Raw genomic sequence first — 23,908 nt, 5'->3', positions numbered from 1 at the left:
GCGTATTGAGCTTAATTATCCAGTGATCGTGATATTGATATTTTTTTGATAAATAAAAATAGGTATATTCAGATGAAATATACCTATTTTGTTTTTCATGTCTTTGAGCTTAATCATTAAGCTTTGCTGTCGCTGTTGATCGTCTTCCAAATTATAACGTTCCTGTTTCAGAGCGACTTAATTCCGCTTCTAAGCGACTTAAGTTATGTTGGTAAATTGGCTCATGGTTGGCTTTTGCTGCTTTCTTAAAATCAGCCAGTGCGCCTAGATTATCATTAGCCATTAACTTCATAACACCACGGTTATTGTAGGCATAAGCTCGCATTTGCATTGAGGGTAACTTAGCAGCCTTATTGGCCATTTCTACCGCTTCAGTACAAGCTGTTTCAGCAATATCAAACTTTGAAAGCTTAGTGTAGCCAACACAAAGACTCAAACTGCGAGTGTATTTGTCAATGACAGTGGCGGTGGCAGCTTCTGTTAGCGCGATGCCTTCACTGATGTCACCAGATTGAATGGCATCAACTCCAGGTGTGTCTTCAATAAGTACCATTTTATATTTGCTCGTTTCGATGGCATTGGCCATCACAGCAGAGCTTGATAATAATAAACCAGCTGCGGTGATGATAGAGAGTGTTGATTTTTTCATGGTTATATTCCTTTATAGGTAGTAGCTAGTTGCTACAGGGCTAATTTAGGAAAAAAGTCTGAGGCTGACAAACGAGATAAATCAATTTGATAAGTGAGATTTATTCACTCATGCAGTGGTTAACCTATTAGTCAGCCCTGGTGAGGTGGTTTAAAAATGGAAGCGGGCGACAACCCAATCAATAAGTAACTGCACTTCAGGCTTGGTGACATTGTTATGGTTGATCAGATAGTAGCGGTCGTGACTGGTTAAAGATTGCTCAAATAATGAAATTAACTGATTGTTTTCAAACCATGATTTACTGATAGGCAGTGGGATTAATGCGATGCCTAAACCTTGCTCAGCAGCTCTTGCGACGCTAAACATACTATCTAATTGAATTATTTGTTTGGGTTTGAAATGATCAAGGCCAACACTTTCAGCCCATTGATGCCAGGCATAGGGTCTTGCCTGATGCATGATTAACGGGACTTCTAACAGGGCGCTAAAGCCTTTATGTTCAAGCCTGTTAAACAGTGCTGGGTTACAGGCTGGAACATAATTAAGCGGAAATAAATCATACGATTTATCAGGGTCTTGGCGACTACCAGATAACACGATCGACAGATCTGTATTGGCCGTTTGTTTGGCGCGGGTTTTAACGGTTTCGAGCTTTAAATTAATATTAGGGTATTTGTTTGACCAACCCACCAGTTGCGGTACAAACAGCTCACTGGCAAAAAATTCTGGCATGGAAATACTGACTTCATGCATGGTGTGGGCATTATTGAAGTTATTGACTGTTTCGGTCAGCTGCAGCATTAACGGGGTAATTTGTTGATAAAAGCGCATTCCTGTTTCTGTCAAAGTGATTGAGCGAGTTTGGCGAATAAATAATTGCTGTTGTAGGTTTTCTTCTAGCTGTTTAATTTGATGGCTCACCGCTGAAGGGGTGAGAAATAATTTTTGAGCAGTCTCTTTAAAACTGAGACATTCGGCTGCAACACAAAAACAACGCAAACCTCGTAATGAGGTATGTAAAGGTAGCATTTAAAATCCTTTTTACTAAAGTCGATGCAGGCTAAGCAAAGACTAGACCAACTAAATATTGTAGATAAAACAGATATTTAAAAGTTTAATTATTAGTCACAGTTACCAATAGTGCTTCTTTAAGCACTTATTTGGTGCATTAGCTTGATGTGGTGACTTTTCCTGAATAAGGTAAGGCCACATAAAATTAAGGCCTGCATTAGCAGGCCTTAATAGTTTCAGATCGTAATGGGGTTTTAGCAGTGCTACTGCACTGTAACCGTAATTGATGCTTCTGTCTTAATGCCGCGCGGAGTGGTAACGGTTAAGGTAATTATGTCTTCACCAGTTTCATCTGCTGCGGTATAGCTAAACTGAGTCGCTTCTACATCACATGACAATGGAGGCGTAATACTTTTGTAACTGAAACAAGTCGCATTGGGTACGGCGTAGCCACTAAAGGTGATAGATCCATTGACTGCTGCAACCGTTAAAGTTGAACCTGCTGGCATCATTTGATTGGCACTGTCATACAGTTCAACTTTCACCGTAGTCATGCTCTCAGGTGAGACGGTGAGTTTTGTGAATGGTGTTCTGTCTTCATCAGTATCAGTGGTGATAATGGTCGCTTTAGAACCTGATAGCGTTAATACCGTTGCGGCACGAATGTAAGTTTTATTGGCTTGTTCGATTCCGCAAAACTTATCATCTTCACCTTCAGAAGTATCATCACACTGTGGGCCATTGAACATACCATCACCGCTGAAGGGATTTTCACAGTCAATCTCATCACAATGTGAGTTATATGACTTTCCTGATGTATTGAAATAAGGTTCACCATCACGGCGAATACCAGTTTCATCATCATCCCTAAAGGCATCGCCTAAATCACTAAAACCACCTTGATGATAAGTTTCGATATCCATACCGTTACCAGTACAAGCTGTTTCTTTACCCTCGATATCTAAACATGCGTTAGTGATAACGCCACCGTCATCTTTATCAAAGATATTATTGCCGTTTGTGTCAAAGAATGTCTCATGACCTAATGCATAAGCCAATACGGTCACGCGATGATCTATAGGACGTGGGTCGGTTGAAGTCCAAACCACTGAACAGCTACCGTTTATCGTAGAACAAGATGGCTGAATTTGGCCACCTTCTGCGGTGAAGTTAATGGTGGTGTCATCAGGCGCAGGATTGCCAAAGCTATCAGAGGCATAGGCGGTCATGGTGACTTCAACACCATTAACATCAGCAGCTTCTGGGTTGAACAAAGAAGGGGAAATGTTAAAGCCCAGTTGTTGAGGCAGGCCTGTGTTAACCGTTAACTGCTCTGATTGAGTGGTAATGATGATGCCCGAATCTGTATCTTCTGCAGATGCTGACACTCTCACTGGTGTAGGCACTGTGCCTGATTGCACTGTAACGCTAACTAATCCGTTGGCATTACTAATAGCCTCATCACCATTGGCAAACTTTAAGCCGCCGATAACGGTGTCTAAACCAAAGGTCACCTTTTGCTGCGCTGCAGGTTGACCATTAGCGCTACTGACTAAGAAAGTCACTAATGAGCTTTCAGTGGAGCCAGTACCGCCAGCGCCTTTAATGCGAATTTGGTTTGGCTCTGCAGAGATAAAGCTCAAGCTACCTAAAGTTTGGCGATCTAAAGAGAAATCAAAGCTGGCGTTGTAGGTGTCATTACCAATAACGGCTGCAGCGATAATTTGTTGACTGCGGACACTGTTGCCACTGCAACTTGTATCTTGAAAGGTTGAGTTGGCTCTGCCTGAGGATGTCGTAACCGGAGTATCAAGACTCGCATCACCATTGGCGACGCAATCAGAACTAAACGATACGCTTACGGGTGTTTGTAATGGCTCGAATGTACCGTCAGCCGCTTCAATAATCACATCAGCATAAACGCCAAAACTTGCCCCAGCACCAATGGTGTAGGTTAGAGGATCTGCTTCGGGGTCATCAGCGGGTAAGGTTGAACCAAGCTTGCTTTCAATGAATGTCTCATCGTCAACAATATAACCAAACTTAATCGTGCCTTCAGGAATCACTTCATCGCCACTTAGCACTTCATAGGCACTGCTGCCTGAAACAGTGGTGCCATCAAAGTCAGTGCTGGCAATTAAGCTATAAGCGCCAAGTTCACTGCTGTTTGGGGTGTAGCTAACAGTAGCAATACCATCAGTAGAGGTTAAGGCGGTATTTGGCGATAAACTGGCGCTGCCAGCCTGGAAGCTCACTAATTGATCCGCTATTGGTTGATTGCTGCCATCTAAAACTGCTGCCGTAAGCAATACGGCTTGATCAATCTTAAAACGGGTTACCGTTTGCCCTGCCTGAGTAATACTGGCATTGATTGTGATAGTTTCAGGTGTTGGCGTGGTGGTTGAATTAATAAATTCAAAATTACGCGAGGCAGAAACACTGTCATCAGTTTCGGATTCAGTATCTGTAGGGGTATGAGACACCACTAAGGTACCTGCGCCGACAGTATTATCTGTGGTGCTGATGAATACGCTGGCGATACCACTGCTGTTTGTTAGTGTGCTATCGACACTGGCTTGACCAAAACTTGGGGCAAAGCTGACAATGGCGCCACTGACGTTGCTATTGGATTGCTTTAACTGGGCTACTGCGCAAAAACTCTCAGTTACATCAAAGCGTAATTCATCAGTGGTTTCAGCGCATTGACCATTAACAACGCTTTGGTAGCTTAGGCTAATGCTGTAACTGCCTTCGCCTCCACTGCCAGTATCGTTATCATCAGAAGGCCCATTACAAGCGGTCATTAAAAATAGAGAAGCAATAGAAAAAGGCAGTGCGCGTATTATTGTTTTTAGCAGCATCAGCAACATCCTTGTAAGTGGTGTTTATTCGGTTATTCCAGCACGTAAATATTTAAACAACTCGATAAATGATTTTGACTCAGGGCCTTTAGCGAGTTCTTTATTGGTTTGTCTGATTAATTGACGCAATTTTTGACGTTCAAAAAGCGGATATTCAGCCAGCAAAGTTTCAACTTCTTCGTTTGGGTTTTCTAATAAGCGGGCACGTAACTTCTCAATTTTATGAACCTGTGCAGATTCATTATTGTTTTTATTCAATACATTATCGATTGATTTAATGATTGGCTCATGATCATAGCCACGCATTAGTTTGCCAATGTATTGTAAATGACGACGATAGGCTTCTGTTTTTTGCTTAATATTTTTGGCTTTTAATACTGCATCGTATAAAAACTCTTCTAGCTCGACTTTATCAAGCTGCGTTTTACTTAATGCAATTAAGCGCATGCCAAGCTCTTGAGCTTCTTCGCTTTCTTTTTTAAATTCTGTTCTGCTGACGTATTCATCGTCATTGTCGTATGGCTGTTTAAAGTGATCTGAATCGCCGACAATTTTCATAGTAATAAACCTCTCATAAATATCGGCGAATAATAGCACTTTCAGGGTGGTGTAGGCCACTGTATAACGGGTTTTCAAGCTTAAGCCGATGAATATTTTTTAAATATGTTAAGGCTGGTCAATCTTTGATGCTTACCATCGTCTTCAGCTTGCCAAAAGAGCAAGCCTGTAGAGACCGATTTATCAACCAGCTTCATAGAATCAATCTGCGAGAATTCAATATGATACTCACTGATTAACTTAAGGTTAGTTTATTTAGCGCCATTGTGGTGGGTAAATCCTTGTTTTGATGGTTATCAATACAGTTTTGAATTTGATATGCTAAGCCTAACAATGGAAACTAAAGAGTAAATTTGTGTCTACCAATAATATTGATACTGAATTAACGGCGTTACAAGATGCCGTTGCTGTCGCATTAGAGCATGCAAAAAAGTTAGGCACGAGTGCGGCTGAAGTTGCCATTAGCAAACAACAAGGTTTGTCGGTTTCAACCCGTGAAAAAGAAGTTGAAACCGTTGAATTTAATAAAGATGGTGCTTTAGGTATTACGGTTTATCGTGATGGTTGTAAGGGCAGCTCTTCAACTTCTGACCTTAGTCCTGAAGCCATTGCCGTTGCCGTTAAAGCCGCTGATGATATTGCCCGTTATACCTCATCAGACCCTTTTAGTGGCCTTGCTGATAAAGCGTTAATGGCGCAAACCATCCGCGATTTAGATTTATACCATCCTCAAGATATTACTCCTGATGAACTAGCTCAATTAGCCATTCGCGCCGAAGAAGCCAGTTTGTCAGTAGACAGTCGGGTGCAGCATTCTGATGGCGCGACCGCTAATGCTCATACTGCAGCCAAGGTCTATGGCAATAGTCACGGATTTTTAAAAGGCTATTGCAGCTCACGCTATAGCTTAAGTTGTGTGGTGATCGGTGAAGAAGACGATGGCAACATGCAGCGTGACTATGATTACACCATTGCACGTAAATATAATGAGTTAATGACGCCTGAGTCAGTGGGGATTTTAGCCGCTAACAAAACGGCTAGTCGTCTCAATGCCCGTAAAATTCCCACGGCTAAACTGCCTGTACTATTTTCGCCTGAAATCGCCACTGGTTTAATGGGTCATTTGATCGGTGCGATAAGTGGTAGCAGTCTGTACCGTAAATCGAGTTTTTTACAAGATTCGATTAATACGCAGCTGTTTCCTGAATGGTTTAACATCGAGGAAAACCCACATCTTATTGGCGCTTTAGCCAGTGCAAATTATGATAGTGAAGGTGTGGCTACCCAGCAGCGTAATATTATCGATGCTGGCCATTTATCCACTTACCTGCTAACCAGTTATTCAGCGCGCAAGTTAGATTTAGTCAATACAGGTCATGCTGGTGGCATTTATAACTGGACCTTAAGTCATAGCGGCCAAACCTTTGATGAATTAGTAAAAGCCATGGGCACAGGTCTTATCGTCACAGAAGTGATGGGCCAAGGTGTCAATATGGTCACAGGCGATTACTCTCGCGGCGCTGCTGGATTTTATGTTGAGAACGGTGAAATTCAGTTCCCAGTAGAAGAAATCACCATTGCAGGCAATTTAAGAGACATGTTCATGGGCATTCAAGGTGTGGCTAAGGATAGAGACTTACGTTCATCTATTCGCACTGGCGGTATCTTACTGAGTGAAATGAAAATAGCCGGTAGCTAAGCGCTGCACTGCAGTAATAAGTTTACTGTCTTAACCTTTAAAACACCGACTTGTCGGTGTTTTTTTGTTTTTGTCAGAGTAATGGAACCCTCTAATTTACATAGTCTTTATGAGCTTTACACTTCTTGACAATCGATTACGCTCAAGCTTAGTCCTATCCATTAATATGTAGTTAAATCGTTAATGGAGTTGTTATGTTTGATAAAAAAATGTGTGGATTAATGATGTTGGGACTGAGCTCCTTAACTCTGATGGGCTGTGATTCTTCTGATAGTGATGATAACAGTGAAACTGATAGTGCTTATATCCAGTTTTATAATGCGTCGGCTAACAGCACAGCCACATCATTGGTGATGGACGAGTATGAATACACTTCGGTGGCGTTTAGCGACAGTATGCCCCGCTATAGTTACGCTACTGGTAGTGTCACCATGGAGATCTATGGTTCAGATGAAAATGGTGATTCAAGCAGTATTTATTCTGAGGACATGGATCTAGATAAAGAAGAGAATCATTTATTTGTCCTTTATGGTGATTATCACTCGCCGGAGCTACTCAAGGTTATTTATGACCGCGCGGATATGGATGACCTCAATAACGATGAAGATAATGAATACAGTAAAATGCAGGTGCTGGTTGCCAATGTTACTGCAGAGGAAATGGCATTTGATGCTTACATTTCCCTCGACACTGACTCATACGCCGATGCCACTATGATTGGTAGTGTCGATTACCGTGGGGTCACCTCAGAATTGATGCTCGACACTGATGACTATATTGTTTATCTCACCGACAAGGGTACAGATAATGTGGTCTACACCACAAGCAGTATGAGCTTAACCACAGAAACTGTTTATAAATTTATGATTAGAAACAGTTTTGGTTCAGGTGATTTAAAAGTGGTGATCGACAGTGTCGATTCAACCACAACGCCAACGTCTTACACTAACATCGATGCTACTGCAGATTTTCGGGTCTTTAACGGGCTAGAGCAACGTAGTTTAGATGTCGATGTGATCAGTAAAGCTGAGTCGCATTACTTACTTGATATCGCTCCTTTTACTGTAAGCGATTACCAACAAACCGGTTTTAATGATTATGGCGTCAGTGTCACAGATTCAGCCACTGCAGAAATACTGTTAGACAATGTACTAGTGACCTTTAATCAAGATGATGTCCGTACCTTATTGCTATACCAAGATGACACAATTAAAGGCATGGTCATTGAACATGATTTGCGCCCAAGAGCCTTTGAAAACAACGTTGATATCGTGAATTTATCGCAGGATTATGATGATTTAAGCGTGTATTTTGTTCGCAGTTCGGAGACGATTGAGTCGGCAGAATATAGCATCACGGATTTGGATTTTACCGATCAAGATAGCTTAGTATTACTCCATGATAATTATGAAGTTAATGTGGTTTATGAGTCAGATAACGGTACTAAAACCTTATTATATCAATCTGATTTTATTAGCTTTGACGGTGAAAGTAATTACAGCTTTGTATTAATGCCAGATAGCAGCAGCTCTTTTGGGTATAACTTGGTACAGCTTTAGTTATTGAGAGTCATAAAAACAGTAAATCAATCAAAATGCCGATAAATATTATCGGCATTTTTTTAAATTTGAGTCTCGCCGCGAGCTTTAACAGCAATTAATTATGTCATTCAAGTTGCCGTTAACGCCATATTAAACAATCGCTTAAAGGCATTTTCAAAAGCAGTTTGTACATCCTCAACACCCTGTGGCGGTAGTTGATTGATCATGTGTGCATAAGACACCGCTTGATGGGCATAGCAAACGACTTCAGCGATATTCCATGCGTCATGTAATTGCTCTATTGAGAGTAAATGGCGCCATTGTGATAAGTACTGATGAACTACAGCCTGTTGTTCATTAGTGGTTTTCATTCGATATAAGTAAGTGCCATCAATAAATGGGTGACTAATGCAGCCATCACTCCAGTCAAAGAAAATATGCCGACCGTTTACCTTAGCGATGTTCTCAATGTGTAAATCACTATGCACTAGCGTATTGGGTAAATTGAATTGCGCCAAGGCTGTAATTGAGTGTTGAAGTGAGATTAATATCGCCTGATATTGTTGATGGGTAAGCGCCATCGACGTTGGCAGCCTTGTTAAAATACTGTCATCATCAAATATGCTTTTGAGTTGTAGCGGTAAGTTGTGTATATCGCGAGTTAAACAACCTGATTGAGCTATTGCGTCAATATGATCAGCACTGTGTATTTGCATTTGTGCAAACGAAGCAAAAGCCTCAGCCCATGCGGTGAGCTGCACAGTATCTTCATAGGCTACGCCAAAATCCTCTGTCAGCATCCATTGCTTTGCTTCATCAATCGCTATCACTTTGGCCGACTGTTGCGGAAATAATTGACCCAGCTTTTGACAAAGTTTCGCTTCATTTGAAAATAATGGTAAATAAGCCGTCGCTTTAAAATACACATCACCTTGAGTGGTTGCTTGCTGTAAAACCTGCCCTAGAGACCAGCACTTTATTTCTACAAGGTCACCTATTGGCTCAATATTATGAGCTGCCAATACAGATGTTACCCAAAGGTTTGCTGCTTTAGGCCAACTTGAAGCTTGCCATGTTTGCAAGGGGAGTTGATGAGGTGTTTGTTGATTCTGTTGCAGACGCTTTTGCGCTATGGGGGAAGTCATTATTTGGATTCTATTTTTGTTATTGTCGGTTTCAGCATCGCCTTGCCGTTATGTTAAATGTGAGTGTACGTTTGCTTACGATTAATGTTAACAGTTAAATAATTAATAAATAGGGATATTTTAACTATTTGTCGTGTTGTTTAATGCATGCGTGTTGCACTTTTAATCATATGGACATTAAATGGATTCACATAAATGTATCATTGAATCTTTAATTACTACAACCTACGATAAATCGACAATATCAATAATAAGAGAGAAGGTATGAAAACACAGACGATTACAGCCATCATAGCAAGCCTATTGTTATGTTCTGTATCCACAATCACGTTTGCTGAAGAGCAAGTGACACCTAAAAAGCAGGATTATAGTCGTCACATTCCTGTCGACAGTAGTGTTGTCACCAGCCATAAAACCAAAGTTAACGGTAATAGCTTCTCCTATACTGCAACGGTTGGAACACAGCCAGTATGGAATAAAAAAGGCGAGGCGGTTGCGACATTAAGTTATACCTATTATCAAAGAGATAATGTAAAAAATACTGCCAAAAGACCACTACTGATTTCATTTAACGGTGGCCCTGGTTCTGCTTCTGTGTGGATGGATATTGGCTATACCGGCCCGCGTGCGATTAATGTCGATGATGAGGGTTATCCATTACAACCTTATGGGGTGAAAACCAATCCATACTCGATTTTAGATATTGCCGACATTGTTTATGTAAACCCGGTCAATACCGGCTATTCAAGGGTATTAGCTAATAAAGACGGTGAAATGCCAAGCAAAGATGAGCAACAAGAGATGTTCTTTGGGGTTAACGCTGACATCAAATATTTAGCTGAATGGGTCAATACCTTTGTCAGTCGTACTGAACGCTGGCGCTCACCTAAATATCTGATTGGTGAAAGCTATGGCACCACCCGAGTTGCTGGGTTGGCACTTGAGTTACAAAATCGCCAATGGATGTATGTGAATGGGGTTATTTTAGTCTCGCCGACTGACATGGGTATTGAGCGCAAAGGCCCGGTTAAATCAGCTAACCGCTTACCGTATTTCGCAGCAGCGGCTTGGTATCACAAAGCCTTAACTGCTGAACTTCAACAAGCCGACCTTGCTGATTTTTTGCCTGAAGTTGAAGCCTTTACCATTAATGAATATATCCCTGCACTAGCTATGGGCGGCTTTATCGCTCCAGATCATAAACAAAAAATTGCAGAGAAAGTGGCGCTGTATTCAGGCCTCAGTGTTGATGTTATTTTGAAATCAAACCTTGATGTGTCAACTCGATACTTTTGGAAAGAGTTACTGCGTGAGCGTGGGCAAACCATTGGCCGTTTAGACTCACGTTATATTGGCATAGATAAACAAGATGTCGGTGATAGCCCAGACTTTAACGCTGAACTTATGTCTTGGTTACACTCCTTTACCCCTGCAATTAATGCTTACATGCGTGAAGAGCTAAATTACAAAACCGATGTAAAATATTACATGCTGGGTGATGTACACCCGTGGGATCGCACCGAAAATAAAACCGGTGAAAACCTACGTCAGGCGATGGCGCAAAACCCATATTTAAATGTGTTATTTCAAGCGGGTTACTATGACGGCGCGACGAACTACTTCGATGCCAAATATAGCATGTGGCAATTAGATCCGAGCAGCAAAATGAAACAACGCCTTAGCTTTAAAGGCTACCGCAGCGGTCATATGATGTATTTACGTGCCGAAGATTTAAAGCAATCAAATCAAGACTTACGTGAGTTTATTGAGAACAGTTTGCCAAAAGAAGATGCGGCAGCAAAATATTAACTGCTAATGTTTAAAAATAGCAAAGTCGCACTCATTTTAGGTGGCTGAGCTATTGATTAAAGAGGAGCTTCGGCTCCTTTTTCGATATTAAACTCAGCGAAATGAATGCGAATAAATAGCTGTGTGCACAATGCCATTTTAAGATTGTAATTTAACCAATTAGCGATTAAATAGTCCGTTGTAATATGGCTTCAATAAGCATAAGAATAATAAGTTGGAGTGTTAAATGAGAGTAAGCAAGTTATCTGCAATATCGTTAGCCATCACATTGGTTATGAGTATGCAGGCACAGGCCAAAGCCGTAACGACACAAGACGTGACAGCGAATGAGTTTTCATGTGAAGGCAAAACCACTGTTCCTATCTATGAGATCCAAGGCGCTGGTGAGATGAGTCCATTTATCGCTGCAGGCGCGGATGAATCCATTCATGAAGTGACCACTAAAGGTGTGGTTACTGCGCGGGCAGAAAGATTATATAAAGGTTTTTTTATTCAAGATCCCCAAGGTGACGGCTCGCCTTTGACATCTGATGGTATTTTTGTCCATTGGGGAGACACTGCGCCAGCAGAAATTGTCCCGGGGATGCAGATTTGCGTCACTGGTAAAGTACAAGAATATGCAGGCTTTACCCAAATCAATATTGCACAGCAGCAACAATTTCACTTAGGTAACTATGTTGGTGAGTTGCCAGCGACCCCGTTACATATTGCTGATGGTCAATCACTTGCCGAAGCGCTGGAGCGTGTTGAAGGCATGAAAGTGCTATTAGACACCGCAAGTGACATGAAAGTTACCCGTTCATTTAGCCTAGATTATGACTCATATCGCAACAACATGGTGTTATCACATAAAGCGCCACTGATGAAAGCCACGCAGGTTTATGCACCATTATCAGCAGAGGCGATAGCATTGAATCGCGCCAATATCGCCAACCAGCTGGTGGTTGAGTCAGACTATAAAGCTGAACATGGCGAGGTGCCGTATTTCCCAAGCTTTAATGCCGATAACGGCTATATTCGGGTTGGCGATCAGTTGACCAATATTGAAGGTGTGATTGGCTATAGTTATGAGCAATATCGCTTTATGCCAACCAATGACATTAGTGCCAGTGATTTTATTCGCCATCATGATCGCACCGTAGCGCCAGCCATTGCGGCCCAAGGTGACTTACGGGTAGCAAGTTTTAATGTACTGAACTTCTTTAATAGTGAGTTTGGCGGTGATAAAAACCCATTAGGCCACAATCGCGGGGCAAAGCTTGAGTCTGAAATGCTGCTGCAGCGCACAAAAATCGTGAATGCGATGGCGGCGATGAATGCCGATATTATTGGCTTAATGGAAGTTGAAAATAATGGCTTTGGTAAGTTAAGTGCCATTCAAAATCTAGTTGATGCCCTTAATGCCAAGCTGGCACCTGAGCAGGCTTATCAATTTGTTAAAGTCACTGACAATGACGGTTTCATCGGCACTGATGCTATCGCAGTCGGCATATTATATCGACCCGCCGTTGTTGCTTTAGCTGACGCAGCTCAAATAATCGCGACCCCTGAGCAACACGTGGCAGAAGGAGCGCTAACCCGTATCAATGAGGGCGTAACAGAAACAAATCCCGCCTACCATAAATATCAGCGCCACAGCCTAATGCAAAGCTTTAGCATTAATGGTAACAAGCTGACGATTGTGGTTAATCATTTTAAATCTAAAGGCTCAGGCTGTTTAGAAGATTGGTTAAGCTTTAATGAAGATTCAGAGCCTGTAGATTTACAGGGCAAGTGTAATGCCTTTCGCGTTTCTGCTGCTAAAGTGATCGGTGAGTCGGTAACCGGCTTAAACGGTGATGTGCTGGTGATTGGCGATTTAAATGCCTATGGCAAAGAAGATCCGTTAGCAGTACTCACTGACTATGATGCCAGCCTAACTGAACATGTGATAAAAACCGCCTCACACACCAGCTTAAATGGCGCAGAGCATGATGCACAAGGACGTGTGATTGAGAAGGGCTATGGGCTAATCAACTTAAACACCCAAGCACATGGGCCTGCTACATACTCGTACAGTTATGGTGGTGAGTTAGGTAATTTAGACCATGCTTTAGGTAATACAAGCTTAGCGGCTCGGGTAGTGGCGATTGAAGACTGGCATATCAATGCGGTTGAATCGAGCTTGTTTGAATACAGTAGCAAATACACCGGCGATTTAGTTAAGTCTGACAATGGCTATTCATCATCAGATCACGATCCGGTGATCATCGCCCTGGCATATCCCGAAGTACAGGATACTAAAGATGCAGATGCTATAATGACAGCCAAAGATGATGGCGGTAGCTTAGGTTACTTAGGCTTATTGCTCTTGTCTGCTTTAGGTTTTCGCCCTAAAGCCTAATCGATGTATTATTTAATAGAAATTATTATCATTTAAAATCGGTGGTGGTTTGTAAATTTTTTGAGCGTATTTTATTGCGCTTTGTGCTTGCTTTACAGGCAATTTACTTTAAATCACCGTGATAAAAAAAACGCCTGTTATAGTGTTGTGCTAGTAATTGCACCATTTAATGGCTGTGTTTTTTGAGTGTTAAAGAGAGTCGAAAAGTTGAATACCGTAACCGCTCCAATGTTAAAAAAGCGAATTGATAGTATCGATATTATGCGCGGCATTGTAATGCTTATCATGCTGCTGGATCATGTTAGAGAGCGGTTTTTCTTTCATGAGCAAGTCACCGATCCGATGACACTGGATAGCACCAGTACCGGATTATTTATAAGCCGATTTGCTGCGCATTTTTGTGCGCCTACTTTTGTGTTTTTAACCGGAGTATCAGCGTGGTTATATAGCCATCCGCAATTTGGCCCACAGCGCTCCGCAAGGTCATTTTTAATCAAGCGTGGCCTGTTTATTATCGCATTAGAGTGCACAGTGATTACGTTTCAGTGGATGGGCAATTACGAGATGATTTGGCTGCAAGTCATGTGGGCAATTGGCATCAGTATGTTGGCGCTAGCGTTATTAATCGGCTTACCGAGATTTTGGCTTGGGCTTATTGGCTTAGTGATCGTATTTGGTCATAACATGCTTACGCCCATTAGCTTCTCGCCAGGGGAGTGGGGTTATACGTTATGGGCCATATTGCATGACCGCGGCAATATCTTAACCAATGACTTTATCGGCATTAGAGCCAGTTATCCGGTACTACCTTGGATAGGGGTGATTTTGTTAGGCTATGTGATAGCACCGATTTACAGTGCAAGCTTTGATGATAACAAACGTCATAACCTGCTCATTGGGCTTGGCTTAAGCTGCTTTGCGATTTTTGCAGTCTTACGCGGTTTTAATATTTACGGCGAAACACTTGATTGGCAGCAAGGTGAAACCCTAGTAATGACATTAAAGTCGGTATTTAACTTAACCAAATATCCACCTTCATTGGACTTTTTACTGGTGACTCTTGGCGGCACATTATTGTGTTTACGGACGCTTGAAAAGCTGAACCCGCGCTATGGTAAAGTGTTATCAACCTTTGGATCAGCGCCAATGTTTTTCTATATTGTGCACTTATATTTATTACTGTTTATGTACCGCTTTGCCGTTAATGTCATTGGGCCTAACTATGGCGATTTATATGGCTTTACCGATATAAGCTGGGTGTGGGCGGTGACGGTGATATTGGCGCTGCTGTTGTACTTTCCAACTAAGTGGTTTAGTCAGTACAAGCATCAAAGTAAACAGGGCTGGATTAAGTATTTCTAGACAATGGCGTTAACCAAAATGTTGTGGTTAATCAGTAGATAGTAAAAAGGCGCATTAAGCGCCTTTTTCGTTTTATGTGTGGATTTAGGATTAGTCGATTAAGTCATATTGCTCGGCTAAAACGTTAATAATATCCGCTTTTGGGTTGTCAGGTAGCGAGATGCTAGTGCCGGTTACCTTTTCTGCCACGCCAGTGTATGTGCGAGAGACATTCATCATCGCATCTAATGGTAAGTCGTTATCACGGGCGAGGGCTTCACGCTCAGGCATTCTATCTTTGTTAAGCAGAATATCGGCATCGTCAAAATGATTGAGCAGAAATTGACGAAAGCCTTCTTTGGAGTTTTCAACAATCTTGCTATCACGATACGCTGCGCCATCCCAAATACGTGACGAGTCTGGTGTGCCCACTTCATCCATGTAAATCAGTTTGGAGTTACCGTCTTTGTCATTGACGTAGCCAAATTCAAATTTAGTATCGACAAACATTTGGTCGTGGGTGGCTAGCGCATCTGAGATGACCTTAAAGCCTTGCTTTAATAATACTTCATATAAGTCGATATCGGCTGGTTTTTCAAAGCCAAAGGCTTGGTAGTTGGCTTCAATATCGGCGCGGCTAATGTTGACATCATCTTGCTCAGGCACACCTGGAATACCGGTTAAAATGCCTTTGGTTGAAGGGGTTATCAATAACTCTGGTAGTTTTTGATCTTTGGTTAACCCTTCAGGCAGTGTGATACCGCAAAATTCGCGTTCGCCTTTGGCATAAGCGCGCCACATTGAACCGGTAATGTATTGACGACAAATCGCTTCAACTTTAATTGGACGCGCTTTTTGCACAATCCATACAAATGGGTGTGGGATATCAAGAATATGGCTATCGGCTAAACCATTTTCAGCAAACAACTTAAACCAATGATTAGAGATAGCGTTAAGTGCCGCCCCTTTACCTGGAATGCCCTGTAAATTACCTTCACCATGAAAAATACAATCAAATGCTGAAATGCGATCGCTGATCACCATTATCGCTAATGGGGTATCAGCTGGCACGTTATAGCCTTTATCGGCAATTAAGCGGCGGCTATCAGCCTCAGTTAACCAATATACACTGCGAACTTTACCGCTGTGTACTGGCTTATCGGTTCGGATCGGCAAATCGTTATTGATAGCGAGAACTGAATCAGCAAGACTCATGGCCAGTATTCCTTAAGAAATTGAGTGTAGGGAGATATCCTTTATTGATAAGGATAGTTAGGTATTTTTATGGCGGCTATTTTACCTGTATTAAGGCAGATTTCCATGCTTATCAGGCGGCTAAACTCTTAATCCTGTATAGCGAATACTGAGGCAAATTAAACTCGCTATTCGCCATTGGCTTTATTGGCATAGCTCTTTAGAATGAATTTTCTGCAGCTTTACCATTAAAGAGCGAATATCTTGTGAGCCATACCCGTTTAGGTCTTATGTTTGTCAGCGTTGCCGTTGTGTTTTGGGGGATATTACCCATAGCGCTTAAGTTATCCGGAGGGTTTATTGATCCGGTTACGTTAACTTGGTTTAGGTTTTTAGTGGCCTTTGTGGTGACCTTTATTCTGCTATGGCGCTTTGGTAATTTGAAGCAATTTAGTCAACTGCAGGGGGGGGATTGGCTAAAGCTTGCTGCTGCAGGTATTTTACTGATGCTCAATTACACCTCTTTTGTGTATTCACTGGATTACTTATCACCAGGTACTGCGCAACTTAACTTTCAAACTGCACCGTTCTTTTTAGCCTTTGGTGGCGCACTGTTTTTTAAAGAGCGGCTCACGGCGGTGCAGCTAAGCTGTTTTGCAGCTCTGGCATTAGGGGTGTTGCTGTTCTTTCACCCAAGCCTTGATGTGTCGGCAGAAAATAGCAGTCAAATTCTATTTGGGGTGCTGATTGTGCAGTTTTCAGTGTTGTCGTGGACGAGTTATGCCTTACTGCAAAAGTCATTGTTTACTAAGCTAACACCCAATAATGTGTTGCTATGTATCTATGGCTTAGGGATCCTTGTGATGGCGCCTTTTAGCGAGTTTAGTCACTTTGGGCTTATGGATAGCAGCCATTGGTTGATCGTCGGTTTTTGTGCCATCAATACCTTAATTGCTTATGGCTGTTTTGGTCAGGCGATGAAGTACTGGCCCACGGCGCAAGTGAGTGCCATGCTCGCGCTGACGCCAGTGCTCAGTTTTAGCGTTAACGCTTTAGTGGTGTATTTAGGCTGGTGGCCTGAGGTGTTTAAGGTTGATGTGATTGATCTGTGGTCGCTGCTGGGGATTGTATTGATTGTTGGCGCTGTGTTTACCATGCAACTATGGCCCTTGTATGTGGGCAACAAGCAAAAGCGGCAAGCCCATGTCGAAGGCGAAAGCGTTTAAGACCAAAGCGTTTATCGCAATAACTTTAGCGTTATTAGTGCTTGTAGGATGAGTTTTATTTCAGCCATAAAAAATGGAGCCACAAGGCTCCATTTTTATGCGTTAAACCAACGTTAGTTGGACTGCAAGTATTTACTCGCTGTCACGTGGCTTACGTGGACGGTCGCTACGAGGGCGGTCACTACGTGGACGATCACCACGAGGGCGGTCGCTACGAGGACGGTCACTACGTGGACGACGTGGTGCTTCAGCTGGGAAAGAGGCATCACTCGCTTCACGAATGTTTAATGCTTTACCACAAACACGTACTTTTCTTAAGTGGCCTAGTACATCTTTTGGCATGCCGTCTGGCAAGTCAATTGAAGTAACTTGATCAAATAATTGAATTTGACCAATGAACTGGCTGTCAATGTTTGCTTCGTTAGCGATGGCGCCAACGATATTACCTACACCAACACCGTTATCACGACCTACATCGATTACGTAACGGCACATTTTAACATCAGGCTTATCTTTCAGGCCTTCAGCGCTACCAAAGCTTGTTGGCAATGGACGGCTGCCGCGTGAATCACGACGAGGACGCTCACGACCAGCGTCGCGAGGACCACGATCATCACGGTCACGTGAATCACGTTGACGCTCTTGAATCGCAGGAAGTTGTAATGGACGCTCAGCCTGTACTTGTTGAAGTAATGCTGCTGCGAGTAAGTCAGTGTCAATTTCAAGCTGCTGACATAACTGAGCCACTGCATTTTTCATGAAATCTAAGTCACCGTTAACGGTTTCTTGGATTTGCTCACCTAAGCGTGATAAACGACGCTCAGCAACAGTTTCAGGGCTAGGTACTTTCATTGGCGAGATACGGCTGTTCGTTGCACGTTCGATAGTGCGAAGCATACGCATTTCACGGTTGGTAACGAAAAGAATTGCCATACCTGTACGACCAGCACGACCTGTACGGCCAATACGGTGTACATAAGCTTCTGAATCATATGGGATATCGTAGTTAACTACGTGACCAATACGTTCAACGTCAAGACCACGGGCCGCAACGTCAGTAGCAATTAGGATGTCTAACTTGCCGCGTTTAAGTTGGTCAACAGCACGTTCACGAGCTTGTTGGTTCATATCACCGTGTAATGGTGAAGATGCATAGCCACGCGCTTCAAGTTTTTCAGCAAGTTCAACACAGCTGTTACGGGTACGTACGAAGATGATAATACCTTCAGTATTTTCAACTTCTAAAACACGTACTAACGCTTCAAGTTTGTTGTGTTGTGATACTTGAACATAACGCTGATCAATTGACTCAACAGTAGTATGGCTAGCAGCAATACTAATGTGAACAGGGTTGTTTAAGTGCTTGTTCGCAACGCGCTTGATTTGCTCTGGCATAGTCGCAGAGAAAAGGGCAAGTTGACTGTCTTTTGGTTTGTGCTCAAGAACCCATTCGATATCATCGATGAAGCCCATTTTTAGCATTTCATCAGCTTCATCAAGAACAAGTGCTTGTAGTGCATCAAGTTTAAGAGTGCCACGACGCATGTGGTCCATTACACGACCTGGCGTACCAACAACAACTTGTGGGCCACGACGTAGCGCACTTAATTGTTGATGCATGCTTTGACCACCATAAATAGGTAGTACATGGAAGCCTTTCATGTGTTTAGCGTAGCTACCAAATGCTTCAGCAACCTGAACAGCAAGTTCACGTGTTGGTGCAAGCACTAGGATTTGAGGAGCATTCAGCTTTTGGTCAACATTACTTAGTAAAGGCAGTGCGAAAGCACCTGTTTTACCTGTACCTGTTTGAGCTTGGCCTAAAATATCTTTACCTTCCATTAAAGGATCGATACTAGCAGACTGAATTGGAGTTGGTTTTTCGTAACCTAGATCGTCAAGGGCACGAAGCAAATTCTCGGATAAACCAAGTTCGCGGAAAGTTCTTTCATCGGATGACATTGAGTTGTAGCCTTGTGGATGCGTACGAAGTTATTGGCATTCGTACTAGAGTTTCACAGACAGAAAATCAACCCCGTGTCGATTTCCCGCGTCAAAGGGGCGATATTATAGCAAGCTTTGGCCTCGTTGACTATCTAATTTTAACAAATAACTAAAATTGGCCTGATTATTGTAGCGCTTACTGAGCGATTAACTAAGTAACTTTTGACGTAATTAAATCAGAAACGGTTATTTTATGGCCGTGATTCATTAAATCCATTTTTTTATAGCGGATAAACAAGCCTTTTCGCAAATGCAGTTGCAGTAATCGCCTTAGTGCTCAATTTCTAGCGCTTTACAATGATGCGCTGTTTATCCAGTTTAAGTAGCGTGAATGCCGTTTCAGTGACTGCTGCTAAAAAGTTAATATCGATAGTATCTAAGGTGTCTTCAACAGTGTGATATTGCTTATGGGTTGGCACGCCTAAATAGAGCCAAGGAATACCAGCTTTGTGGAACGGGTAATGATCTGATGCTCGCAGCCAATTAATTTTGAGCATACTGCCATCATTTAGCCTTGAACGACTCTGTCTCACACATAGATTATTATAGTCTTGGAGCTGGTGTTTTATCTGCTTAAATTGAGATACATTTTGCTCCCCTTCAATATAAATGGCTTTGGGTCTAGAAGGGTGGCCAATCATGTCTAAGTTTAGCGACATTTCTAGCTGCATATCTGGCAGTGTTAACAGTTGCTGAACTAGCGCGTATGAGCCAAATAACCCCGGCTCTTCAGCATCGGTGGCAACTAGCATTAAGTTAACCGCCGGATCGCCATCTTGCTGCCATTGCTTTGCAATCGCTAACATTGCAGCAATGCCTGAAGCATTATCATCAGCCCCAGCAAAGACTTTACTGCCACGACTGCCTAAATGGTCATAGTGGGCGGTAATAATGCGCCAGCGCTGGGATGCTTGCTTTGATTTAATCGTGGCAATGAGGTTAATACCCTGTTTATCAGCAAAGTTTTGCCGATAAACAAATGGCAGCATAAATTCTTTTTGCCAAGGTGATAACCCCAGTTCAATAAAGCGCGCACTTAGGTATTGGCGGGTTTTTTCTGCACCTATGGTATTGGTTTTACGGCCAGCCAAATCATCACTGGTTAATATGCGAATATCTTCGATGAGTTGATTTTTATCAGCCCATTGACTGGAGGTGTCATTTCCACAGTTTTGCGAAGCGCAGCCGCTTAGCAAAAAACACAATGCCACTGGCGTCAATCTAATCGACACAGTGAAACAGGGTGGTTTTTGAACATGACATTTTTGCAGAAATGATGCTAATACCGAGGATAAATAAGCCAGAGTATTTTGGTAAAATTCCATTTATATCCCTCTGGCTTGATGAGTAAACTAACTCAATGGTGCGCATACCGCAGCAGGTGTATTCTGTGCAATTACTAACAGTGTAATCGCTATTTGGCTTTAGTGGCCTTCTTTGCTGGAGTTTTCTTCACGCTACTTTTATTGGTGACACCTTTATTAGCGACACCTTTTGGGGCCGCAGCCTTCTTGGTCAATAGCGGCTTTAAAAAGCGTGCAGTATGGGAGGTTTTATGTTTTGCCACCTCTTCAGGGGTTCCGCTTGCCAAAATAGTGCCGCCGCCGGAGCCGCCTTCAGGGCCTAGATCCACTAGCCAATCTGCCGTTTTAATCACATCAAGATTATGCTCAATGACCACTATGGTGTTGCCTTTGGCTTTTAAGCGATGCAGCACATCTAGTAGCAGCTGAATATCAGCAAAGTGCAAGCCTGTAGTGGGCTCATCAAGAATGTATAAGGTTTTGCCGGTATCACGTTTGGATAACTCTTTTGCTAACTTCACTCGTTGAGCTTCACCACCGGACAGTGTTGTCGCACTTTGACCTAAACAAATATACGCCAAGCCTACATCCACTAAGGTTTGCAGTTTTCTTGCGATCGCAGGGATTGGATCAAAGAAAACACGCGCTTCTTCAATGGTCATTTGCAGCACTTCGTGAATATTTTTGCCCTTGTATTTAACATCTAAGGTTTCGCGGTTATAGCGTTTACCTTTACAGGAATCACAAGGCACATACACATCTGGTAAAAAGTGCATCTCAACCTTGATTAAGCCATCACCCTGACAGGCTTCACAGCGGCCACCTTTAACGTTAAAAGAGAAGCGACCCGGTAAGTAACCGCGGCTTCGAGACTCTTGAGTTGCAGCAAATAATTCACGAATAGGGGTAAATATGCCGGTGTAAGTAGCAGGATTTGAACGCGGTGTTCGCCCGATTGGGCTTTGATCAATATCAACCACCTTATCGCATTGCTCCATGCCGGTAATGCTTTTATGGGCTGCTGGCTCATCAATGGTAGCGCCGTTTAGCATTCTGTGGGCAATTTTATAAAAGGTGTCGTTAATTAAGGTTGATTTACCCGAACCTGATACCCCAGTAATACAGGTAAATAAACCAATAGGAATGGTTAAGTCGACATTTTTAAGGTTATTACCAGTGGCGCCGCATAGCTCAATGACTTTTTTCGGATCCATTGGGGTGCGTTTATCACTAATGTGGATTTGCTTGGTGCCAGAAATATATTGGCCAGTGACAGACTCTTTACAGTCGAGAATGGCCTGCAGAGGCCCAGAGCAAATGATTTCGCCGCCGTGAACGCCTGCGCCGGGGCCAATATCAATCACATGATCAGCCATGCGAATTGCGTCTTCATCATGCTCAACCACAATCACGGTATTACCGAGATCACGCAGGTGTATTAGCGTTTGCAGTAAACGTTCGTTATCGCGCTGATGCAAGCCAATTGAAGGTTCATCCAGCACGTACATTACGCCCACAAGGCCGGCACCAATTTGACTGGCTAAGCGAATACGCTGGGCTTCACCCCCTGATAAAGTATCTGCTGAGCGGTCTAAGCTTAGGTAGTTAAGGCCGACATTGACCAAGAAGCCTAAACGATCGCCAACTTCTTTAAGAATTTTTTCAGCGATCTGCGCTTTTTGCCCTTCGAATTTAATCTCAGTGAAATAGCTCATGGCTTCACCGATGGACCACTGAGTCAGCTGCGGTAAGTTTAACTCGCCAATAAATACGTTACGGGCTTCTTCACGCAAACGCGAGCCGTCACAGCTTTTACAGGATTGGGTATTAATAAACTTTGATAGCTCTTCACGTACCGAGTTACTTTCAGTTTCGCGGTAGCGGCGATCCATATTATTGAGGATCCCCTCAAATGGATGATTACGAATAACCACATCACCACGATCGTTAATGTACTTAAAGGCAATGTTTTGCTTACCTGAGCCAGATAGAATAATTTTTTGTACTTTAGCGCTTAACTGCTCAAAGGGGGTTTCGACATCAAATTTATAATGTTCAGCTAAGGAGCTGAGCATTTGAAAGTAATAGAAATTACGTTTATCCCAGCCTCTAATCGCCCCGCCTGCTAATGACAGCTCGCTATTGGCAATCACTCTTTCTGCATCAAAGTACTGCTGCACACCTAAACCATCACAGGTTTGACAAGCGCCAGCGGGATTATTGAATGAGAAAATACGTGGCTCAAGCTCTGCCATGGAGTAGCCACAATATGGACAGGCAAAGTTAGCCGAGAACATCAACTCGTCTGCTTCTCCGGCCATGTCGGCAATAATAGCAATACCGCCTGATAACTCTAACGTCGTTTCAAAAGACTCTGCTAAGCGCTGCTTTAAATCATCACGCACTTTAAAGCGATCAACCACCACTTCAATGGTGTGTTTAACATGTAGCTCAAGGGTTGGCGGATCGGATAAATCACAAACCTCACCGTCAATTCTGGCGCGCACATAACCTTGAGCAGCCAAACTTTCGAGTAATTTTACATGTTCACCTTTACGGGCTTTGACCACGGGAGCTAATAGCATTTGGCGACTACCTTCAGGCAGTTCCAATACTTTATCTACCATTTGGCTGACCGTTTGCGCGGTTAATGCTTGGCCGTGGGTTGGGCAGCGCGGCTCACCAACACGGGCAAACAGCAGTCTAAGATAATCATAAATCTCAGTGATGGTACCCACGGTTGAGCGTGGATTATGGGATGTGGATTTTTGCTCAATTGAAATTGCAGGACTTAAGCCTTCGATATGATCCACATCAGGCTTTTCCATCAAACTTAAAAACTGGCGCGCATAGGCTGATAGTGACTCAACATAACGGCGCTGGCCTTCGGCATATAAGGTATCAAAGGCTAACGATGACTTACCTGAGCCAGATAAACCTGTGATGACAATAAGTTTGTCTCGGGGGATGGTTAAATCAAAGTTTTTAAGATTGTGGGTTCGTGCACCGCGAATTTCAATGGTATCCATTCATCACTCTAGAGGTTGGTTTGGCTATCTTGTCAAAGTAGCAAAATTTAAGTTAGCTTAGTAAATAGCCGTTAGTGTATCGTTAATTAACTAGCTTATACAGTGTTTTATACAGTGTTGGTGACACTAAATGTACCCAGGGAGCCAGACTAAT

The 23,908-nt window shown here is 42.8% G+C and carries 15 protein-coding genes; 6 read left to right on the top strand and 9 right to left on the bottom strand.

Features of this window, described 5'->3' with window-relative positions:
• Positions 1 to 151 precede the first annotated feature (151 nt).
• From Q4546_RS08700 to yjgA, 4 genes are all read right to left on the bottom strand, one after another.
• Complete coding sequence (locus Q4546_RS08700; RefSeq protein ID WP_102475466.1) at positions 152 to 649, bottom strand: hypothetical protein; 498 nt, start codon at positions 647 to 649, stop codon at positions 152 to 154.
• A 150-nt stretch (positions 650 to 799) separates the two neighbouring features.
• The gene (locus Q4546_RS08695) at positions 800 to 1,678 is read right to left on the bottom strand and encodes a LysR substrate-binding domain-containing protein (protein WP_303446104.1); all 879 of its coding nucleotides are present in this window, start codon (positions 1,676 to 1,678) and stop codon (positions 800 to 802) included.
• Between the two features lie 245 nt (positions 1,679 to 1,923).
• Entirely contained in the window at positions 1,924 to 4,521 is a 2,598-nt protein-coding gene (locus Q4546_RS08690; protein WP_303446103.1) for an Ig-like domain-containing protein, read from the bottom strand.
• 24 nt (positions 4,522 to 4,545) lie between these two features.
• Positions 4,546 to 5,079, bottom strand: a complete 534-nt coding sequence (yjgA, locus tag Q4546_RS08685; RefSeq protein WP_303446135.1) for a ribosome biogenesis factor YjgA — start codon at positions 5,077 to 5,079, stop codon at positions 4,546 to 4,548.
• Between the two features lie 355 nt (positions 5,080 to 5,434).
• Here yjgA and pmbA point away from each other — a divergent pair, with 355 nt between their 5' ends.
• Positions 5,435 to 6,778, top strand: a complete 1,344-nt coding sequence (gene pmbA, locus Q4546_RS08680; RefSeq protein ID WP_102439985.1) for a metalloprotease PmbA — start codon at positions 5,435 to 5,437, stop codon at positions 6,776 to 6,778.
• Positions 6,779 to 6,972: 194 nt separating this feature from the next.
• Positions 6,973 to 8,337 carry a hypothetical protein gene (locus tag Q4546_RS08675; RefSeq protein WP_303446102.1) on the top strand — a complete coding sequence of 455 codons (1,365 nt, stop codon included), beginning with the start codon at positions 6,973 to 6,975 and terminating at the stop codon, positions 8,335 to 8,337.
• Positions 8,338 to 8,447: 110 nt separating this feature from the next.
• Here Q4546_RS08675 and Q4546_RS08670 read toward each other — a convergent pair whose 3' ends face one another.
• Positions 8,448 to 9,464 carry a phosphotransferase gene (locus Q4546_RS08670; protein WP_102439983.1) on the bottom strand — a complete coding sequence of 339 codons (1,017 nt, stop codon included), beginning with the start codon at positions 9,462 to 9,464 and terminating at the stop codon, positions 8,448 to 8,450.
• A gap of 264 nt (positions 9,465 to 9,728) precedes the next feature.
• On the opposite strand from Q4546_RS08670, the gene Q4546_RS08665 reads away from it, so the two are divergent.
• From Q4546_RS08665 to Q4546_RS08655, 3 genes are all read left to right on the top strand, one after another.
• Positions 9,729 to 11,273 (top strand): S10 family peptidase, encoded by a 1,545-nt coding sequence (locus Q4546_RS08665; protein WP_303446101.1) that lies wholly within the window; start codon positions 9,729 to 9,731, stop codon positions 11,271 to 11,273.
• 226 nt (positions 11,274 to 11,499) lie between these two features.
• On the top strand, positions 11,500 to 13,656 hold the full coding sequence (locus Q4546_RS08660) for an ExeM/NucH family extracellular endonuclease (RefSeq protein WP_303446100.1): 2,157 nt from the start codon (positions 11,500 to 11,502) through the stop codon (positions 13,654 to 13,656).
• Positions 13,657 to 13,884: 228 nt separating this feature from the next.
• Positions 13,885 to 15,018: a DUF1624 domain-containing protein gene (locus Q4546_RS08655; RefSeq protein WP_102439980.1), complete on the top strand. Its 1,134-nt coding sequence runs from the start codon at positions 13,885 to 13,887 to the stop codon at positions 15,016 to 15,018.
• A gap of 90 nt (positions 15,019 to 15,108) precedes the next feature.
• Here the strand turns inward: Q4546_RS08655 and Q4546_RS08650 are convergent, their stop codons facing one another.
• Positions 15,109 to 16,212, bottom strand: coding sequence for a phosphoribosylaminoimidazolesuccinocarboxamide synthase (locus Q4546_RS08650; RefSeq protein ID WP_102439979.1), 1,104 nt, complete (start codon positions 16,210 to 16,212; stop codon positions 15,109 to 15,111).
• A 269-nt stretch (positions 16,213 to 16,481) separates the two neighbouring features.
• On the opposite strand from Q4546_RS08650, the gene Q4546_RS08645 reads away from it, so the two are divergent.
• Positions 16,482 to 17,417: a DMT family transporter gene (locus Q4546_RS08645; RefSeq protein ID WP_102475503.1), complete on the top strand. Its 936-nt coding sequence runs from the start codon at positions 16,482 to 16,484 to the stop codon at positions 17,415 to 17,417.
• Positions 17,418 to 17,549: 132 nt separating this feature from the next.
• On the opposite strand, the gene Q4546_RS08640 is transcribed toward Q4546_RS08645, so the two are convergent.
• The 3 genes from Q4546_RS08640 to uvrA form a co-directional block, all read right to left on the bottom strand.
• A complete protein-coding gene (locus Q4546_RS08640; RefSeq protein ID WP_102439978.1) occupies positions 17,550 to 19,379 on the bottom strand; it encodes a DEAD/DEAH box helicase in 1,830 nt (609 codons plus the stop codon).
• 326 nt (positions 19,380 to 19,705) lie between these two features.
• Entirely contained in the window at positions 19,706 to 20,746 is a 1,041-nt protein-coding gene (locus Q4546_RS08635) for a M20/M25/M40 family metallo-hydrolase (RefSeq protein WP_303446099.1), read from the bottom strand.
• An 89-nt stretch (positions 20,747 to 20,835) separates the two neighbouring features.
• Positions 20,836 to 23,754: an excinuclease ABC subunit UvrA gene (uvrA, locus tag Q4546_RS08630; RefSeq protein ID WP_102439976.1), complete on the bottom strand. Its 2,919-nt coding sequence runs from the start codon at positions 23,752 to 23,754 to the stop codon at positions 20,836 to 20,838.
• Between the last annotated feature and the right edge of the window lie 154 nt (positions 23,755 to 23,908).

It is taken from the genome of Shewanella sp. 4_MG-2023 (assembly GCF_030548015.1).
Classification (GTDB): Bacteria; Pseudomonadota; Gammaproteobacteria; order Enterobacterales; family Shewanellaceae; genus Shewanella.
Note: the sequence above shows the minus strand (reverse complement) of the source record. Positions and strands in the feature narration are given on the sequence as shown.

Excerpts from the sequence above, each read along its gene's own strand:
- Q4546_RS08700 (WP_102475466.1), bottom strand. The coding sequence starts at position 649 with ATGAAAAAATCAACACTCTCTATCATCACCGCAGCTGGTTTATTATTA.
- Q4546_RS08695 (WP_303446104.1), bottom strand. The coding sequence starts at position 1,678 with ATGCTACCTTTACATACCTCATTACGAGGTTTGCGTTGTTTTTGTGTT.
- Q4546_RS08690 (WP_303446103.1), bottom strand. The coding sequence starts at position 4,521 with ATGCTGCTAAAAACAATAATACGCGCACTGCCTTTTTCTATTGCTTCT.
- yjgA (WP_303446135.1), bottom strand. The coding sequence starts at position 5,079 with ATGAAAATTGTCGGCGATTCAGATCACTTTAAACAGCCATACGACAAT.
- Q4546_RS08675 (WP_303446102.1), top strand. The coding sequence starts at position 6,973 with ATGTTTGATAAAAAAATGTGTGGATTAATGATGTTGGGACTGAGCTCC.
- Q4546_RS08670 (WP_102439983.1), bottom strand. The coding sequence starts at position 9,464 with ATGACTTCCCCCATAGCGCAAAAGCGTCTGCAACAGAATCAACAAACA.
- Q4546_RS08665 (WP_303446101.1), top strand. The coding sequence starts at position 9,729 with ATGAAAACACAGACGATTACAGCCATCATAGCAAGCCTATTGTTATGT.
- Q4546_RS08660 (WP_303446100.1), top strand. The coding sequence starts at position 11,500 with ATGAGAGTAAGCAAGTTATCTGCAATATCGTTAGCCATCACATTGGTT.
- Q4546_RS08655 (WP_102439980.1), top strand. The coding sequence starts at position 13,885 with ATGTTAAAAAAGCGAATTGATAGTATCGATATTATGCGCGGCATTGTA.
- Q4546_RS08650 (WP_102439979.1), bottom strand. The coding sequence starts at position 16,212 with ATGAGTCTTGCTGATTCAGTTCTCGCTATCAATAACGATTTGCCGATC.
- Q4546_RS08645 (WP_102475503.1), top strand. The coding sequence starts at position 16,482 with ATGTTTGTCAGCGTTGCCGTTGTGTTTTGGGGGATATTACCCATAGCG.
- Q4546_RS08640 (WP_102439978.1), bottom strand. The coding sequence starts at position 19,379 with ATGTCATCCGATGAAAGAACTTTCCGCGAACTTGGTTTATCCGAGAAT.
- Q4546_RS08635 (WP_303446099.1), bottom strand. The coding sequence starts at position 20,746 with ATGGAATTTTACCAAAATACTCTGGCTTATTTATCCTCGGTATTAGCA.
- uvrA (WP_102439976.1), bottom strand. The coding sequence starts at position 23,754 with ATGGATACCATTGAAATTCGCGGTGCACGAACCCACAATCTTAAAAAC.